A 17,917-nucleotide genomic window follows, 5' to 3' on the forward strand; every position below is an offset into this window, starting at 1 on the left:
AAGAACAGATATGGCGAAAATAGGAAGACCAAAGTCGGAAAATGTAAAAAAGAAAGTGTTGAGTATCCGGGTGGAAGATTCTATGTATAAGTGTATCTGTGATTATGCCAGGAAACACAAAATGACTGTGACAGAAGTTGTCTTGCAGGGACTGGAAAAAGTATTGAACAGACCTGAATAATATGTAGTCCTTCCTTTATTTGAAGGAGGATTTTATATGGCACAGACAAGAAAAGATCTGCGAGGCAGAGTCTTGCGGAAAGGTGAATCACAGAGACGTTCCGATGAGAGGTATGTATATACTTATACAGATCCACTCGGAAGGCGTAAGTATGTTTATGCACAAGACCTTGTAACGCTTCGGGAAAAAGAAACACAGCTTATGAAAGATCAGATGGACGGTCTGGATATTTACGTTGCAGGGAAGGCGACTGTAAATTTTGTATTTGACCGTTATATGAGTCTCAAAGGCAATCTGAAACCGACAACCAAAAGTAATTATCTTTATATGTATGACCGATTTATCCGGGACACATTTGGAAAACGGAATATAGCGGAGATTAAGTATTCTGACGTAGTGCAGTTCTACAATCACTTGATTGAGAAACAGGAATTGCAGATTAACACACTGGAAACAGTTCATACGTTATTACATCCAACTTTCCAACTGGCTGTGAGGGATGACATTATCAGAAAAAATCCTACGGATGGAGTCATGGCAGAATTAAAGAAAAATTTAGGCATGAAAACCGGTGTGAGACATGCACTGACAATTCCACAGCAGAGAGCATTTATGGAATATATTGCCACACACCCGATTTACTATCACTGGTGGCCGATTTTTACCGTTTTTCTTGGAACGGGGTGTCGTATCGGTGAAGTGTTGGGACTGAGATGGGAAGACATCAATTATGAAAAGCGGATTATCAGCATTAATCATAATCTGACGTATTATCCGGTAGGAGAAGACAGGGCATCAGAAAATCACATTTCAACGCCGAAAACAGAAGCCGGTATGCGTACAATTCCCATGTTGGACACAGTGAAGGATGCTTTTGAAATGATCTGGGAAGAGCAGAAAGAAAATGGCTGGACAGATGCAGAGATTGACGGGATGACAGGCTTTGTTTTCTGTAACCGTTATGGAAATGTAATGAATGCTCAGTCAGTCAATCGGGCAATCAAAAGAATATCTTCTGCCTATAATGCAACGGAAGAAGTAGAAGCAAAGAAAGAGCATCGGGAGCCGGTGCTGTTGCCGAACTTTTCAGCGCACAGTTTAAGACACACATTCTGTACAAGGCTTTGTGAAAGAGAAACCAACCTGAAGGTTATCCAGTCGATCATGGGGCATAAGGATATTCAGACTACTATGGATATCTATGCAGAGGCGACAGAGGAGAAAAAACAGGAAACATTTGAACATTTGGCTGCAACAATGGATGTATTTTAAGAAGGGCTTATGAACCCTTTCATCTGACAACAGAAATAACCAAATGACATCAAATTGACAACAGATATGATTTGACAATGATTCATCATGAATGGTGATGAAGAGAAGACAATTTAATAGAAATAGTACAGCGAAGCATCACGAAGGGTAATGAAGAAAAATCAAAAAAATTCCCGACAATGAAGTCCCAGGGCGCTTCCAAGAACGAGGCGAACAATGCGGCACAGACTGCACCTGCAGCAAAAGCGGTTGCAGAAACAGTAGCAGAAGCTGCACCGGTTAAGGTTGAGATTGACTTTTCCAACGTAGAAGTAGAGCCGTTGTTTGAGGATATGGTGGATTTTGAAACTTTCAGCAAATCTGATTTCAGAGCTGTGAAAGTAAAAGAATGTGAGGCAGTGCCGAAGAGCAAGAAACTGCTGAAATTTGTGTTGGATGACGGAAGCGGCGAAGACCGTGTGATTCTGTCAGGTATCCATGATTATTATGAACCGGAAGAACTGGTAGGCAAAACGCTGATTGCTATTACAAACCTTCCGCCGCGTAAGATGATGGGTATCGATTCCTGTGGTATGATTATTTCTGCAACTCACCTGGTAGAGGGAAGAGAAGGACTGAATGTTCTGATTGTGGATGATAAGATTCCGGCAGGAGCAAAGTTGTACTAAGAGATTAAAAAACTTTTAATTTTGACAACAAAATGGATTGCTGAGGGCGCTTTTCGAGAGAGAAATCTTTCAAAAAGTGCCCTTTTAATGATGTTATATTTTAGAAACTATAAATGAGCAATTTCGTGATTTTGCATAAAAGAAAGACACCTTACCTCGATTTGCTGTATCCTGAAAATGATTAATTTAACATTTTCAGCATTGTGGACGATAACAATCCGAATAAAAATGGACGTAAGGATTCAAAAACAATTGCGGCCCTGGTAAATGAAGGCGGATTTTTATATCCATATATACCAACAGGTATTTGTGCGGAAATTCAAAGTCTTTTTAATCCCCGGCTTCAAACCCAGGAAGAAATCACACGAATCAAGAACCGTATTGCAAGATGGTTTAGTGTCTATTTTTCGGAAATAAAAGACGTTTATAAAAAGCAGGATTCTGTGAGTGGTCTCATGGTATTGAAGGTGGCACCACGGACACAAGATATCGTTCATGATATTGACGGCCATATGTTTGGATATAAAGATGAGGAACTTATACCCTTTGAATACAATTTGGCGTATTTATCCCTGTTATACGTCTGCACAGTACCAATTGTTCCTTTAACAGCAAAGAACCATGGAGATTTGGCAGGGAAACGGAACGCATTATGACCACATTCCTGCAGCTTCGGCACCGTATGCTTCCCTATTTGTATACCATGAATCATAGAAGCTATGAAGAAGATATACCTTTGATACTTCCTTTATACTATGAATATCCGGAAGAAGAACAGGCGTATATCCATGGAAATGAATATTACTTTGGAAATATTACAGTGTACAGAGACAAAGAAACACTGCCGGTTTTGGCAAAAGCGGGTACGATTCTGCCGATGACAGACCAGATAAAAAATCAGGTTGAAAAGGAAATCTTTGAATTCCTGGACCAAGCAGAGATGTCTTATGAAGAAAAAGAACGTATTTACAATGAGGTTTTAAAATAGAGAGAACTGCCGATTCTGATTTCTCAGTTAAATGCGATGGAGATAGACAGGGATATTATGGGAGTACTGCTGGAAATCTTAACGGCATATTAAAAAATTTAAGTTGATTTAGGCGGATAAAAAGCAAATCCCCTTAAGCGGAATGAGATATTGTCTTATCCGTTTAAGGGGATTTTTTGATAAAAAAGCTTGACAGTATTGTGTTTTTTTACTATCATAAAATAACGCAATGCGTATAAAAGGAGGAATAGTGTGAGTCGAGGAAAAGAAGTAAAAGAGTTAAGAGAGCAGATGGGAATGAATCGCAGAGAGTTTTGCGATTATTTTGGAATTCCATATCGTACTGTGCAGGATTGGGAAGCGGAGAAAAGAGAATTGCCAGATTATGTATTACGATTGTTAAAGTATCGTGCTGAAAGAGAAAAAATAGTACATAGGGAATAGGATGATTTTATGGAGGGTAGGATTCATGGGAAAAGATATGGAAAATTACAGCGAAGAAATATTTGAAAATATAAAACATATAAACGAGTACGGGCAGGAATTCTGGTATGCAAGGGAACTCCGAGAAGTATTAAACTATACACAATGGAGACGATTTAAAGAAACAATTGATAGAGCGAAAGAAGCATGTAAAAAAAGTGGAAATGAAGTAAATGATCATTTTGCCGGCGTTGGCAAAATGATAAATTTAGCTAAAGGGGCGGTACGAGAAGTTGAAGATTATATGCTTACACGTTATGCATGTTATCTAATCGTGATGAATGGAGATTCCCGTAAAGAAGTGATTGCATTAGGGCAGACATATTTCGCCGTGAAGACCAGACAGCAGGAAAACTCAGGCGGGACCAGGTGACAGGAAAGAAAGAGGCCGGAGATGTTCATTTTCAAGTCGGCCAAAAGGTACGCCAGACAATAGCTGAATTAGGAGGGACAATGCCTGAAAATCTGCCCACGCCACAGAAAGGTATTAAGCAGATTGAAAGGGAAGAGGCGAAAAGAATAGAGAAAACAGAGTAAACACTCCTGCGAAATGAGATATTATCTTATCTGTTTAAGGGGATTTGTATGTGACCTTTTTCAAGTTGATATGAATACTTATATCTTTCCCTCCAATCCCTCTTGACAACCCCCAAACACACTCAGTATAATAAGAACTATACTGAAAAACCAAGACGGAGACAGTATTTCACTGACAGAAGCCGCACAATCTCTTGTTTTACCAGATATGGTTTCTGCATGCAAACGTTATAGAGAGCCGGAGATGGTGGAAATCCGGTACCAGTAGCAGTGAAAGAAAATCACTCCTGAGTTGCTATCTGAATCCAGTAGGAGATGCCGGGCTTCCTCCGTTAAAGGGAACGCATATTAAGACAGAAATGTTGTGTATGTTGTAAGAGGTGGTATAACGACAGCGTATTTGCTCTCGTCCTGTTACAGGACGGGAGTTTTTTGTTTTCAGTCAATCAAGAGAGGAGAAAAATCATGTATCAGAAAGTTACTACAGACCTGAATTTTGTAGAGCGCGAAAAGAATGTTGAAAAATTCTGGAAGGACAATGACATTTTCAAAAAAAGTATGGAGCAGAGAAAAGAAGGAGAAACGTATACCTTCTATGATGGACCGCCGACTGCAAACGGAAAACCGCATATCGGTCATGTGCTTACCCGTGTTATCAAGGATATGATTCCCAGATACCGCACTATGAAGGGCAAAATGGTTCCGAGAAAAGCAGGATGGGATACCCACGGACTTCCGGTAGAACTGGAAGTAGAGAAACTGCTGGGTCTGGACGGAAAAGAGCAGATTGAAGAATACGGTCTGATTCCGTTTATTGATAAATGTAAGGAAAGCGTATGGAAATACAAAGGGATGTGGGAAGATTTTTCCTCTACCGTTGGTTTCTGGGCAGATATGGACAATCCGTACGTTACTTACCATGATGATTATATTGAATCCGAATGGTGGGCTTTAAAAGAAATCTGGAACAAAAACCTGCTGTACAAAGGATTTAAAATCGTACCTTATTGTCCGCGCTGCGGAACTCCGCTGTCTGCCCAGGAGGTGGCACAGGGCTATAAAGATGTAAAAGAACGTTCCGCTATTGCCCGTTTTAAAGTAAAAGACGAAGACGCGTACATTCTGGCATGGACTACAACCCCGTGGACACTGCCTTCTAACGTGGCGCTCTGCGTAAACCCGGAAGAACAGTATGTAAAGGTAAAAGCAGCAGACGGATATACCTATTACATGGCAGAAGCCCTTCTGGATACGGTTCTTGGTTCTCTGGAAAGAGAAGAAGGAACACCGGCGTACGAAGTTCTGGAAACTTATGCGGGAAAAGATTTGGAATATAAAGAATACGAACCATTATATAATTTCAAGAAGCTGGATAAGAAAGCGCATTACGTTGTCTGCGATACCTATGTAACCCTGACAGACGGTACCGGTGTGGTTCATATTGCGCCTGCATTCGGTGAAGATGACAGCAAGGTGGGAAGAAAATACGACCTTCCGTTCCTGCAGTTGGTTGACGAAAAAGGTGAAATGACAAAAGAAACCAAATGGGCAGGTACGTTCTGTAAGAAAGCGGACCCGGAAGTTTTGAAAGATTTGGACGAGAGAGGACTGCTTTTCTCCGCACCGAAATTTGAACACAGCTATCCCCACTGCTGGAGATGTGATACTCCGCTGATTTATTATGCAAGAGAATCCTGGTTTATCAAGATGACGGCGGTAAAAGACGACTTAATCCGCAACAACAACACCATTAACTGGATTCCGGAAAGTATTGGAAAAGGCCGTTTCGGCGACTGGCTGGAAAACGTACAGGACTGGGGTATCAGCCGTAACCGTTACTGGGGAACGCCGCTGAACGTATGGGAATGTGAATGCGGACATATGCATGCCATCGGCAGCAGACAGGAACTCTTTGAAATGAGCGGAAACGAAGCAGCAAAAACCGTAGAGCTGCACAGACCGTACATTGACGAAATTACCATGCCTTGTCCGAAATGCGGCAAGACCATGCACCGTGTACCGGAAGTGATTGACTGCTGGTTTGACTCCGGCGCTATGCCGTTTGCACAGCACCACTATCCATTTGAAAACAAAGAATTGTTTGAGCAGCAGTTCCCGGCAGATTTTATTTCTGAAGCTGTAGACCAGACAAGAGGCTGGTTCTACTCTCTGCTGGCAGAATCTACGCTGCTGTTTAACAAAGCACCTTACAAAAATGTTATTGTGCTGGGTCATGTACAGGACGAAAACGGACAGAAAATGAGTAAATCCAAGGGAAATGCCGTAGACCCCTTTGACGCACTGGAAAAATACGGCGCTGATGCAATCCGCTGGTACTTCTATGTGAACAGCGCGCCATGGCTTCCAAACCGTTTCCATGGAAAAGCTGTGCAGGAAGGACAGCGTAAATTTATGGGCACACTTTGGAATACTTACGCATTCTTTGTTCTGTATGCCAATATTGACGAATTTGACGCAACCAAATATACACTGGAATACGAGAAGCTTCCGGTTATGGACAAATGGCTGCTGTCCAAGCTAAATACAGTAGTAAAAGCGGTTGATGAAAACCTGGCTGGTTACAAGATTCCGGAAACGGCCAGAGCGCTGCAGGAATTTGTAGATGATATGAGTAACTGGTATGTCAGAAGAAGCCGTGAACGTTTCTGGGCCAAAGGTATGGAACAGGATAAGATTAACGCTTATATGACTCTGTACACCGCCCTTGTAACCATTTCCAAAGCGGCTGCGCCTATGGTTCCGTTTATGACAGAAGATATTTACCAGAACCTGGTGAGAAGTCTGGATAAAAATGCACCGGAAAGTATTCATCTGTGTGACTTCCCGGAAGTGAAGGAAGAATGGATTGATAAAGAGCTGGAAGAAAACATGGACGATTTGCTGAAAGTGGTTGTTATGGGACGCGCCTGCAGAAATGCGGCAAACATTAAGAACCGTCAGCCAATCGGAAAGATGTTTGTAAAAGCGCCGTTTGTGCTTTCTGACTTCTATAAAGATATTATTACAGACGAATTGAATGTAAAAGAAATGGAATTCACAGATGATGTGAGAAGCTTTACTTCCTATACATTCAAACCGCAGTTAAAGACCGTGGGCCCGAAATACGGCAAGTTCCTGGGCGGTATCAAAACAGCATTGGCGGACCTGGACGGCAACAAGGCTATGGATGAACTGAAAGCTCAGGGCGAATTGAAGCTGCATGTAGATGGTGAGGAAATCGTGCTTCTGGAAAGTGATTTGCTCATTGATATGGCGCAGATGGAAGGCTATGTTTCCGAAAATGACAACGATATTACGGTTGTACTGGATACAAACCTGACCCCGGAACTGATTGAAGAAGGTTTTGTAAGAGAAATCATCAGCAAAATTCAGACTATGCGTAAGGAAGCAGGTTTTGAAGTTATGGATAAAATCCGGGTATCACTTGCGGATAACCAGGTAATTGAGGGAATCTTCCGTGTACATGAAAAACAAATCAAAGCAGAAGTTCTGGCTGAGGAAGTTGTATATAACGAAGTAAAAGGTTATACAAAGGATTGGAAAATTAACGCAGAAGGTGTAAAATTAGGGGTGGAAAAAATTTCATAACTTTCGCTAGGAGGAAAATAGTGATGTTGGATAATCATTTCAAGAAAGAGAAATTCAAAAAAAGCGTTAAAGAAAATGTAAAAATGCTTTATAGAAAAACCATTGATGAGGCTACTCAGGAACAGGTTTTTCAGGCAGTCTCTCTTGCTGTTAAAGACGTAATTATTGACAACTGGCTTCTCACGCAGAAACAGTATGAAAAAGATGACCCGAAAATCGTTTATTATCTGTCCATGGAATTTTTGATGGGACGCGCGCTGGGCAACAACCTGATTAACCTGTGTGCGTATAAGGAAGTAAAAGAAGCTTTAGATGAGCTTGGATTTGACTTAAATGTAATTGAAGACCAGGAGCCGGATCCGGCTCTTGGAAACGGCGGTCTGGGAAGACTGGCTGCCTGTTTCCTGGATTCTCTGGCCACGCTGGGATATTGTGCGTATGGCTGTGGTATCCGTTACCACTATGGTCTGTTCAAACAGAAAATCGAAAATGGTTATCAGGTAGAGGTGCCGGATAACTGGTTAAAAGACGGTTACCCATTTGAACTGCGCCGTCCGGAATATGCCAAAGAAGTGAAATTCGGCGGCTATGTAAGAGTGGAATATGACCCGGCTACGGGCAAGAATCACTTTATTCAGGAGGGATACCAGTCTGTAAGAGCCATTCCTTACGATATGCCAATCGTGGGATACAACAATCAGATTGTGAACACCCTTCGTATCTGGGACGCAGAAGCGGTCAATGACTTCCAGTTAGACCTGTTTGACAAGGGAGAATATCATAAAGCAGTAGAGCAGGAAAACCTGGCAAAGAATATTGTGGAAGTGCTGTATCCAAATGATAACCATTATGCAGGAAAAGAGCTGCGTTTAAAACAGCAGTATTTCTTCATTTCCGCAAGTATTCAGGCTGCCATTGAGAAGTTTAAGAAATCGCACAGCGACCTGCACGATTTGCCGAAAAAGGTAACTTTCCAGTTAAACGATACGCATCCGACTATGACTGTTGCAGAATTAATGCGTATTCTGGTGGACGAGGAGGGCATGTCCTGGGAAGACGCGTGGGACATTACCACCCATACCTGCGCTTATACAAACCATACCATTATGGCAGAAGCGCTGGAAAAATGGCCTATCGAGCTGTTTTCTAAGCTGCTTCCTCGTGTATATCAGATTATTGAGGAGATTAACCGCAGATTCCTTCTGGAAATCCAGGCAAAATATCCGGGTGACCAGGAAAAAATCCGTAAAATGGCAATCATTTATGATGGTCAGGTGAAAATGGCACATCTTGCCATTGCAGGCGGATATTCTGTAAACGGTGTGGCAAAGCTGCATACGGAAATTCTGGAAAAACAGGAATTGAGAGATTTCTATGAGATGTATCCGGAAAAATTCAATAATAAGACAAACGGTATTACCCAGAGACGTTTCCTGCTTCACGGAAATCCTCTGCTGGCAGACTGGATTACGGACCACATTGGGGATGGATGGATTACCAGCCTTCCGGAACTGGAAAAATTAAAGGTTTATGCAGACGACAAGAAGGCGCAGCAGGAATTTATGAACATCAAGCACCAGAACAAGGTGCGGCTGGCAAAATATATTCTGGAGCACAATGGCATTGAAGTGAATCCAAATTCTATTTTTGATGTGCAGGTGAAGAGACTTCATGAGTACAAACGCCAGCTGATGAATATTCTGCATGTAATGTACCTGTACAATAAGATTAAGGAACATCCGGAAATGCCGTTCTATCCGAGAACCTTTATTTTCGGTGCAAAGGCAGCGGCAGGCTACAGACGCGCAAAGCAGACCATTAAGCTGATTAACGCTGTGGCAGATGTGGTGAACAACGACCGTTCTATTGACGGAAAGATTAAAGTGGTATTTATTGAAAACTATCGTGTGTCCAATGCGGAAATGATTTTTGCGGCAGCAGATGTTTCCGAGCAGATATCTACAGCAAGTAAAGAGGCATCCGGAACCGGAAACATGAAGTTTATGTTAAACGGTGCGCCAACGCTGGGGACCATGGACGGTGCAAACGTGGAAATCGTGGAAGAAGTAGGCGCAGAAAATGCATTTATCTTCGGTCTGTCCTCGGATGAGGTTATCAACTATGAAAACAATGGCGGCTATGACCCTATGCAGTATTTCAATAATGACCCGGATATCCGAAACGTGCTGATGCAGCTGATTAACGGTACCTATTCAGGGGGAGACTTCAATATGTTCCGTGAAATCTATGACTCTTTGCTGAACACAAACAGCAGTGACAGAGCAGATACGTACTTCATTCTGGCTGATTTCAAATCTTATGCGGCAGCGCAGGAGAAAGTGGAGGCAGCGTATAGAGATGAAGCAGGATGGGCGAAAATGGCGCTTCTGAATACGGCTTGCTCCGGTAAATTTACCTCAGACAGAACCATTCAGCAGTATGTAGATGAAATTTGGCATCTGGATAAAGTTGTGATTGGGAAGTAAAAAGTATATATTTTAAAAGATAGAAAACCCCAGAGGCGGCCTCCTCAGGGGTTTTTGCACGTCCGGTTGGCAAATTAAAAATTTTCTCTGCCATTTTAAGGTTTATTTAAAGTTCCCCTCGTATACTCCCTTTTAAAGCACACAAACTTGTTTTAGGAAAGGATACAGGACATATGAAACGAAACCATCTTGCAATCACATTAGGCATTATCTTAGGCGTGTCGGCTCTTACCGGCTGTACAAAATCAAGTACAAATGATACCAGTATTTCCAAAGAAAAGGAAAGTGAGGAAAATACCGTATATGGAGAAGTGAAATCCGTAGGAGAGTCTTCTGTCACCATTGAAGTAGGAACCATGAAAGAAATGGAGAAAGATGGAGAAAATCCATCGGGTGCCGGCAAAGAGGAAAATACAGATTCTGCGCAGACGGATAGAGAGGGCGAAAATCAGCCGCCTCAGGGTGGAGAGCAGCCGTCCATGCTGGATCTGACCGGAGAGGAAAAGGAAATCAAAATTACAGATGATACGGTAATCCAGCGTCAGAGCATGGGCGGCGGTCCGGGACAGGGTGGAGAAGCTCCGTCTGCCGATGGAGAGGCACCGGAAAAACCAGAAGATACTACCGGAACAACAGAGAGCAGTACCGACAACAGCACAGAGAGCAGTACCGGAAGTGATAGTAAAGACGGGGAAGAGCCGGGTGAAAATCCGCCTGAACAGCAAACAGAGACTATCACTCTAGACGATATTTCTGAAGGTGATACCGTATCCATTACCCTGGATGAAGATGGAAATGCAGAAACAATTACGGTTATGTCCATGGGCGGCGGTATGGGACAGTCTCCTGATGCAGGAGGGGTAGACAGTTATGCGGCTGCGACAGAATATACTTCAGACACCGAAGCAGACGGAGAAACCTTTACATCTACAGGGACAGACGAGAATGCGGTGCATATTTTGGACGGTGCACAGGTTACATTAAAGAACGTGACTGCTGACAGAACCTCTTCTGACAGTAAGGGAGGAGACAATTCCAGCTTTTACGGTGTGGGAGCAGCCATTCTGAATACAGATGGTAAGGCCTATATCAGCGGAAGTACCGTTGATACAGACGCGGCAGGAGGCGCAGGAATTTTCTCTTACGGTGACGGTGTGACCTATGTTTCGGATACCACCATTAAGACACAGCAGGATACTTCAGGCGGTATTCATGCAGCAGGCGGCGGAACGCTTTATGCATGGGATTTAGATGTGGAGACCAACGGAGAATCCTCTGCGGCAATCCGAAGCGACAGAGGCGGCGGAACCATGGTTGTGGACGGAGGAACTTATACCTCTAACGGCACAGGTTCTCCGGCAATTTACAGCACAGCCAATATTGCCGTAAATAATGCGAATCTGACGGCAAACGGTTCAGAAGCGGTCTGCATTGAGGGGTTGAATTCACTCCATTTGTATAATTCCAATCTGACCGGAAATATGAGTGATAATGAGCAGAACGACTGTACCTGGAATGTAATTCTCTACCAGAGTATGTCCGGGGACTCAGAACTAGGAAACAGTACGTTTGAAATGGACGGAGGCAGTCTTACAGCGAAAAACGGAGGTATGTTTTATACCACAAATACAGAATCTACCTTTGTATTGTCAGATGTGGACATTACCTATGCAGAGGACAACGATTTCTTTCTGAAATGCACAGGAAATCAGAATCAGAGAGGATGGGGTCAGTCCGGTTCAAACGGTGCAGACTGCCTGTTTACCGCCATTACACAAAAAATGGAGGGTGATATTATCTGGGACAGTATCAGCAAACTGGATTTCTATATGACAGATGGAAGTACATTAAAAGGTGCAGTAAAGGATGATGAGAGCTGTGCCGGAGATGGCGGAAGCGGATATGCCAGCTTTTATATAGAGGAAGGTTCCTCTTGGGTAGTGACCGGAGACAGCGAACTTACAAATCTGTATTGTGCAGGAACTATCACCGACGAAGATGGAAATTCCGTTACCATAAAAGGAAGTGACGGAACCGTATATGCAGAAGGTACCAGTGAGTATACCATTACTGTAGATAAATACGAAAAAACGGCAGATCTGTCAGGCTGCTCCCAGGCAACTCAGTGGAGTGACTATGAAACAGAAAAACCGGAGCAGTTATCGTAAGAGGGAAAAATAGTGAAAAAAGCAGGGTTTTATATGAAAAAGGGCATGTCTGTGTGGAAAGGCATGTCCGGAAAAAAGAAAACAGCGGTGGCGATTGTGTCGCTGGCAGGCATATGTATCCTTGGGACAGGCGTGTTTTGGGCGAGAAATAAAATGTCTAAGGGGCAGCCTGTGGGGAATGCTTCGGTGCAGGAGGCGTCGGCAGCTTCCGGTGATATAGCCAATACCATTACAGGAACAGGCAGCCTGGAGGCGGACGATTCTGACACTGTGAAAATTCCTTCCGGCATTACGATAAAGGAGGTGAAAGTAGAAAGCGGCGATGCGGTATCCAAAGGGGATGTGCTGGCTGTGGTAGAGGAAACCTCGGTACTGGGAGCCATGGAGGAGGTACAGGAGCAGATAGAAGAGACGGAAGAAGATATGAACGAATGTAAATCCGATACGGAAACCCAGGAGGTGACGGCAAAGGTCAGCGGACGGATAAAGAAAATTTATGTGCAGGAGAGCAGTGATGTGGCGCAGAGTATGGTGGACAACGGGGCCTTGATGCTGCTTTCACTGGATGGTAAAATGGCAGCAGATTTTACAGGCGTATCCGGTGTGGCAGCAGGAGATACGGTGACCGTTACCTTGTCGGACGGTACGGTGAAAGAGGGCAGCGTGGAGAGTGTCAGCGGAGCAGATTGCACAGTGACTTTTTCAGATGATGGTGTGGCAGTAGATGACACCGTCACGGCGGCGAAAGCGGACGGGACAAAAATAGGAACGGGAAAGGCGTACATTCATGAGCAGCTGGAAATTACAGGTACAGGCGGTACGGTCAGCAGTGTTTCAGCAGCGGAAAACCAGGAAGTATCTGCGGGAGATACGCTTCTGACGGTAAATACCGGAGAAAAATCTGTAAAATACCGCCAGTTGGCGGCAAAAAGAGAGGCACTTACCCAGAGTCTTCAGAAGCTGGTGATCATTTCCCAGACCGGAACGATTACTGCGGACATAGACGGTACAGTAGGAAGTGTGAATGTTTCTGCTGGAAGCGCGGTGCAGAGCAGTTCCGCCGTGTCATCGGGAACTACTTCTTCGGGTTCTTCCGCTGCAAAAGCCAGCAATATGTCTTATACTTCTTCTGCCTCAGGGGCTTCTTTTCTGCTGTTGTCTTCGGCGTCTGAGACAGCAGCGGGAAAAGAAACTGCGTTGGACAACGATGCAGAGCAGCAGGAGGATACGCAGTCAGACACAGAGAATCAGGAGCAGCAGACGGATATCTGCCTGCAGTTTGCAATCGGAGAGGGAACGGAAAGCACAGCAGGACTGTTGGCCTTAGCCACACCCCAGACAGACGGAGTTCCTCAGACAGAGGCAAATTCTTCGGATGGCGCATATACGGGAAGCATTGTGTGGAATCCCCAGGCAGATACCTTTGAGGGCGGTACGGAATATCAGGCACAGATAACGCTTACAGCAGGGGAGGGATACTGCTTCGGTGCGGACAGTGTGTCAAAACTGCAAGTTGGAATTTTGTCAGGTCTGACTGTATCAGAGGATGCAAAGACGCTGGAATTTTGTGTTACCTTCCCGGTTACTGCGGAAACAACACCGCAGGAAACTCAGAAAGAACAAAATGAAAGCGGACAGGATGAAAACAAGAAGCAGGTATCAGGCAGTGACGGGGAAACTGTTGAGGCAAGTGCCAAAGCAGCAGCTGTGACAGGCACAAGTACCGGTACGGCAGCCGCTGCAGATACGGAAACCACTGCCCAGCAGACCAGTTCTTCAGACAGTACAGAAGATACGTCGTCTTACAGCACAGATGTAACCGCTTTTACCCTGGCCTCCAATGACAGTATGATTCTTTCTGTCAGCGTGGATGAGCTGGATATTAATTCTGTGTCAAAAGACCAGGAAGCCGAAGTGACGCTGGATGCATTGGAGGACTCTTCTTTTACAGGAACGGTTACAAAGGTAGGCGGCAGTTCCCAGAGTTCCGGAAACGGAGTCGCAAAATATACAGTGGAAATTACCATTCCAAAGGATGCGCAGATGAAAGAAGGAATGAATGCTTCAGCCGTCATTACAGTAGAGGAAAAGAAAGACGTGGTGACCATACCGGTTAATGCTCTACAGGAAAAAGGCGATAAAACCTTTGTATATACCAAGAAGGACGATGAGGGCAATCTGTCGGGGGAACAGGAGGTATCCACAGGACTTTCTGACGGAGATAAGGTAGAAATCACAGACGGACTGTCGGAGGGCGATACGGTTTATTATCAGAAGACAGGCAATACCCAGGGTACAGATTCCGGACAGACACCCCAGCAGGGCGGCGGACCCGGCAATATGGAGCAGCCTTCCGGGGGCGGTATGGGTGAAATGCCATCTGGAGGCGGACCTGCTCCGGGAGGAAATTAAGATGGGAATACAAACCTGGAAAATGGCGTGGAGTGCGGTAAACGCCAATAAAATGCGGACTTTTCTCACAATGCTGGGAATTATTATAGGTGTTTCCTCGCTGATTGTTCTGGTATCCATTGCGGACGGGGCTTCATCTTCTGTGGCCGGGCAGATTTCCTCCATGGGTTCGGATTATCTGACCGTACAAATCAGTGATGACAAGGAAAATCCCCTGCGGCTTTCAGAATTCAGCCAGCTATTGGAGGACGAAGCCATAGAAGACGCGGCACCTTTTGCACAAACCAGCGTTACAGGAAAATCCGGCTATACGGAGGGAACGGTGACTTTGTACGGTACAACAGGAAGTTATTTCCGTATTATGGATATGGAACTGAAAACCGGGAGAGCATTAAAACAGACGGATGTGGATAACCATTCTTATGTTATGGTGATTACAGAAGACACAGCCATTGAATTTTTCGGTCATACGGACGTGGAGGGCGAAACCATTAGTTTGAATGGGAACCGCTTTCAGGTGGTGGGAGTACTTTCTGACAGCAGCAGTCTGGAGAACTCTGCTGCTGCGGTTTCTTCGGAAGACGAAGATTCTGCGCAGACTACGGTATTGGAAGGCTATATTCCGTATTCTACTTTGACCAGAATTGCGGACAATATTCTGGATATTACCCAGTTTTATGTTTCATCTCCGGATGAGGATACCATGGACAGAACGGAACGGGCAGTGGAACAGATTATGCTGAGCAGGCTGGACAATGATGAAGACGCTTTTTCTATACAGAGCCAGTTTGAAGTAATGGAAACCATGCAGGAGGTGGACAATACCATGTCTCTGATGATGGGAGGAATCGCAGCAATTTCTCTTCTGGTAGGCGGAATCGGCATTATGAACATTATGTTGGTTTCGGTCACGGAACGGACCCGGGAAATCGGAATCCGTAAGGCTATTGGCGCAGGCAGAAGCAGTATTATGCTGCAGTTCCTCATGGAGTCAGTCATTGTCAGCATGGCGGGCTGCTTTGCAGGCATTGGATTTTCCTGGATTCTGCTGAAAATTATCGGAAAATTTATGAATGGAAATATGACCTTTACCATGAATGTGCAGGTTGTGTGGATTGCCGTTGCGTTTTCCGGATTCATCGGGATTGTTTTTGGTCTGTATCCGGCAAATAAAGCAGCGAGGAAAAAGCCCATTGAGGCTTTGCGGTATTCCGGATAAGAAAGTGAAAATCAGCAGGAAATCTTTCTCCTTCTATGTTACAATGAAACTATATTAATATAGAAGGAGAAGGTTATGCAAAACGATGATAAAGTGATTTTGTTTGAGCAGACCCCCATACCAAGAGCTGTGGCAAAACTGGCTTTTCCCACCATTTTAAGCTCTCTGGTTATGGTTATTTATAATCTGGCCGATACATATTTCGTAGGTATGTGCAATGACGCCATAGAAAATGCTGCAGTTACTCTGGCGGCTCCGGTTCTGCTGGCATTTAATGCGGTCAACAATTTATTTGGAGTAGGAAGTTCCAGCATGATGAGCCGTGCAATGGGAACCAAAGACTATGAAACCGTATACAAGAGTTCGGCCTTTGGTTTTTACTGTGCGCTTTTTAGCGGAGTTTTGTTTGCTGCTCTTTGCGGGATTTTTCAGAATCCTCTTCTGCGGCTTTTGGGAGCGGATACCAACACTATGGCAGCCACAGCAGGATATGTAAAATGGACGGTGCTATTCGGTGCGGTTCCCGCTATTTTAAATGTGGTGATGGCTTATATGGTACGGGCAGAGGGCTCGGCGCTTCATGCCAGTCTGGGGACCATGAGCGGTTGTTTCCTCAATATTTTGCTGGACCCGGTGTTTATTTTGCCCTGGGGTCTGGATATGGGGGCAGAGGGAGCGGGTCTTGCTACTTTTTTGTCAAATTGTGTGGCCTGTCTGTACTTTTTTGTGCTGCTCTGGAAGAAGAGAGGGCGTACCTTTGTGTGTATTCATCCCCGGAAGTTTTCTCTGGAAAAAAGAATTGTCTGGGGTATTTGCAATGTGGGAATTCCGGCGTCTATTCAGAATCTGCTGAATGTGACGGGTATGACTATTTTAAATAATTTTACCTCTTCTTTTGGCGCTGACGCAGTGGCGGCTATGGGAATTACGCAGAAAATCAATATGGTTCCCATGAATGTTGCCATGGGGCTTTCCCAGGGAATTATGCCGCTTATCAGTTATAACTATTCCAGCAGAAATCATAAGCGTATGAAAGGCACTCTGGTATTTGCGGTAAAAGCCAGCCTGGGATTTATTGCCATAGTGGCTGTGGGCTATTTTGTGGGTGCCGCGCAGTTGACTCAGCTTTTCATGGATAATGAGACGATTGTGGCTTACGGAACAAAATTCCTTCGGGGATTTTGTCTGGGACTGCCGTTTTTGTGTATGGATTTTATTGCTGTAGGTGTATTCCAGGCAGTGGGAATGGGCAGAGAAGCCTTGCTTTTTGCCATTATGAGAAAGATTGTTCTGGAAATTCCGGCGCTTTATATCTTGAACTTCCTGTTTCCGCTTTACGGACTTGCTTATGCGCAGCTTACTGCAGAGGTGGTACTGGCTGTGGCGGCCGTGTTGGTATTGGCGCGGTTGTTTAAGAGGATTAGTAAGGAAAATACTATTTCCTAAGAATTTGTCTTGACTTTTAGGGTTATTTCATATCATAATAACTTCATGCATAAATAACAACGCTGAGCGTATTTAAATATAGTAAATAACATAAAGAGTATGATAGATAGGAACATGAGATGTATTTAAATTTTTATGCGGATATACTCTGCACTCCAGCCCTGCACGGATTAATAAGAACATGAGATGTATTTAAATGACAGAAGCAGGCGTGGCACTTTATGAAATATCCACGATTAATAAGAACATGAGATGTATTTAAATAGTCCATAGGTTTGTAATTTTGCAACACTAACATAAGATTAATAAGAACATGAGATGTATTTAAATATGTATTCTCCATGGAATATCCACTTTCCCACTCTTGATTAATAAGAACATGAGATGTATTTAAATGAAAAGTCTAATCCCCCAGCTATGCTGGGGCGAATAGTGTAAGTGGAAACGG

The 17,917-nt window shown here is 44.1% G+C and carries 12 protein-coding genes, 3 pseudogenes and 1 CRISPR repeat array; all 15 genes and pseudogenes read left to right on the plus strand.

All coding sequences use genetic code 11. The annotated features are described in order from the left end of the window. Positions 1–10 precede the first annotated feature (10 nt). The 15 genes and pseudogenes from G5A70_RS08800 (at position 11) to G5A70_RS08860 (ending at position 17,469) form a co-directional block, all read left to right on the plus strand. Complete coding sequence (locus G5A70_RS08800; protein ID WP_165853800.1) at positions 11–181, plus strand: hypothetical protein; 171 nt, start codon at positions 11–13, stop codon at positions 179–181. A gap of 36 nt (positions 182–217) precedes the next feature. Further along, positions 218–1,453: a tyrosine-type recombinase/integrase gene (locus tag G5A70_RS08805; protein WP_173749275.1), complete on the plus strand. Its 1,236-nt coding sequence runs from the start codon at positions 218–220 to the stop codon at positions 1,451–1,453. 170 nt (positions 1,454–1,623) lie between these two features. After that, positions 1,624–2,121: pseudogene (locus G5A70_RS08810) on the plus strand (lysine--tRNA ligase); the annotation flags it as partial. Positions 2,122–2,324: 203 nt separating this feature from the next. Next, a pseudogene (locus tag G5A70_RS16125) lies at positions 2,325–2,612 on the plus strand (IS110 family transposase); the annotation flags it as partial. A 92-nt stretch (positions 2,613–2,704) separates the two neighbouring features. Beyond that, positions 2,705–2,767: pseudogene (locus G5A70_RS16220) on the plus strand (hypothetical protein); the annotation flags it as partial. 6 nt (positions 2,768–2,773) lie between these two features. Next, on the plus strand, positions 2,774–3,109 hold the full coding sequence (locus G5A70_RS08820) for a hypothetical protein (protein ID WP_330605589.1): 336 nt from the start codon (positions 2,774–2,776) through the stop codon (positions 3,107–3,109). 291 nt (positions 3,110–3,400) lie between these two features. Further along, positions 3,401–3,553: a helix-turn-helix domain-containing protein gene (locus tag G5A70_RS08825; protein WP_180211128.1), complete on the plus strand. Its 153-nt coding sequence runs from the start codon at positions 3,401–3,403 to the stop codon at positions 3,551–3,553. Between the two features lie 25 nt (positions 3,554–3,578). Next, positions 3,579–3,965, plus strand: a complete 387-nt coding sequence (locus G5A70_RS08830) for a BRO family protein (RefSeq protein ID WP_330489638.1) — start codon at positions 3,579–3,581, stop codon at positions 3,963–3,965. Beyond that, complete coding sequence (locus G5A70_RS16010; protein WP_330489637.1) at positions 3,962–4,129, plus strand: hypothetical protein; 168 nt, start codon at positions 3,962–3,964, stop codon at positions 4,127–4,129. Before G5A70_RS08830 ends, G5A70_RS16010 begins: the two co-directional genes overlap by 4 nt. Before the next feature lie 465 nt (positions 4,130–4,594). Beyond that, positions 4,595–7,738, plus strand: a complete 3,144-nt coding sequence (ileS, locus tag G5A70_RS08835; RefSeq protein ID WP_173749278.1) for an isoleucine--tRNA ligase — start codon at positions 4,595–4,597, stop codon at positions 7,736–7,738. Between the two features lie 23 nt (positions 7,739–7,761). Continuing rightward, positions 7,762–10,224 carry a glycogen/starch/alpha-glucan phosphorylase gene (locus G5A70_RS08840; RefSeq protein ID WP_173749279.1) on the plus strand — a complete coding sequence of 821 codons (2,463 nt, stop codon included), beginning with the start codon at positions 7,762–7,764 and terminating at the stop codon, positions 10,222–10,224. Positions 10,225–10,397: 173 nt separating this feature from the next. Continuing rightward, positions 10,398–12,392, plus strand: a complete 1,995-nt coding sequence (locus tag G5A70_RS08845) for a hypothetical protein (RefSeq protein ID WP_173749280.1) — start codon at positions 10,398–10,400, stop codon at positions 12,390–12,392. A 12-nt stretch (positions 12,393–12,404) separates the two neighbouring features. Further along, a complete protein-coding gene (locus tag G5A70_RS08850; protein ID WP_173749281.1) occupies positions 12,405–14,804 on the plus strand; it encodes a biotin/lipoyl-binding protein in 2,400 nt (799 codons plus the stop codon). A 1-nt stretch (position 14,805) separates the two neighbouring features. After that, complete coding sequence (locus G5A70_RS08855) at positions 14,806–16,023, plus strand: ABC transporter permease (RefSeq protein ID WP_173749282.1); 1,218 nt, start codon at positions 14,806–14,808, stop codon at positions 16,021–16,023. A 75-nt stretch (positions 16,024–16,098) separates the two neighbouring features. Then, positions 16,099–17,469 carry an MATE family efflux transporter gene (locus G5A70_RS08860; protein ID WP_173749283.1) on the plus strand — a complete coding sequence of 457 codons (1,371 nt, stop codon included), beginning with the start codon at positions 16,099–16,101 and terminating at the stop codon, positions 17,467–17,469. Between the two features lie 101 nt (positions 17,470–17,570). Next, positions 17,571–17,865: direct repeats of the CRISPR family, unit length 30 nt; unit sequence GATTAATAAGAACATGAGATGTATTTAAAT. Positions 17,866–17,917: the final 52 nt, after the last annotated feature.

The sequence above is a fragment of the Blautia hansenii genome, from assembly GCF_013304445.1.
Classification (GTDB): Bacteria; Bacillota; Clostridia; order Lachnospirales; family Lachnospiraceae; genus Blautia.

Coding starts and splice junctions, on each gene's coding strand:
- G5A70_RS08840 (WP_173749279.1), top strand. CDS start 7,762: ATGTTGGATAATCATTTCAAGAAAGAGAAATTCAAAAAAAGCGTTAAA.
- G5A70_RS08860 (WP_173749283.1), top strand. CDS start 16,099: ATGCAAAACGATGATAAAGTGATTTTGTTTGAGCAGACCCCCATACCA.
- G5A70_RS08825 (WP_180211128.1), top strand. CDS start 3,401: ATGGGAATGAATCGCAGAGAGTTTTGCGATTATTTTGGAATTCCATAT.
- G5A70_RS08855 (WP_173749282.1), top strand. CDS start 14,806: ATGGGAATACAAACCTGGAAAATGGCGTGGAGTGCGGTAAACGCCAAT.
- G5A70_RS08830 (WP_330489638.1), top strand. CDS start 3,579: ATGGGAAAAGATATGGAAAATTACAGCGAAGAAATATTTGAAAATATA.
- ileS (WP_173749278.1), top strand. CDS start 4,595: ATGTATCAGAAAGTTACTACAGACCTGAATTTTGTAGAGCGCGAAAAG.
- G5A70_RS08805 (WP_173749275.1), top strand. CDS start 218: ATGGCACAGACAAGAAAAGATCTGCGAGGCAGAGTCTTGCGGAAAGGT.
- G5A70_RS08800 (WP_165853800.1), top strand. CDS start 11: ATGGCGAAAATAGGAAGACCAAAGTCGGAAAATGTAAAAAAGAAAGTG.
- G5A70_RS08820 (WP_330605589.1), top strand. CDS start 2,774: ATGACCACATTCCTGCAGCTTCGGCACCGTATGCTTCCCTATTTGTAT.
- G5A70_RS08845 (WP_173749280.1), top strand. CDS start 10,398: ATGAAACGAAACCATCTTGCAATCACATTAGGCATTATCTTAGGCGTG.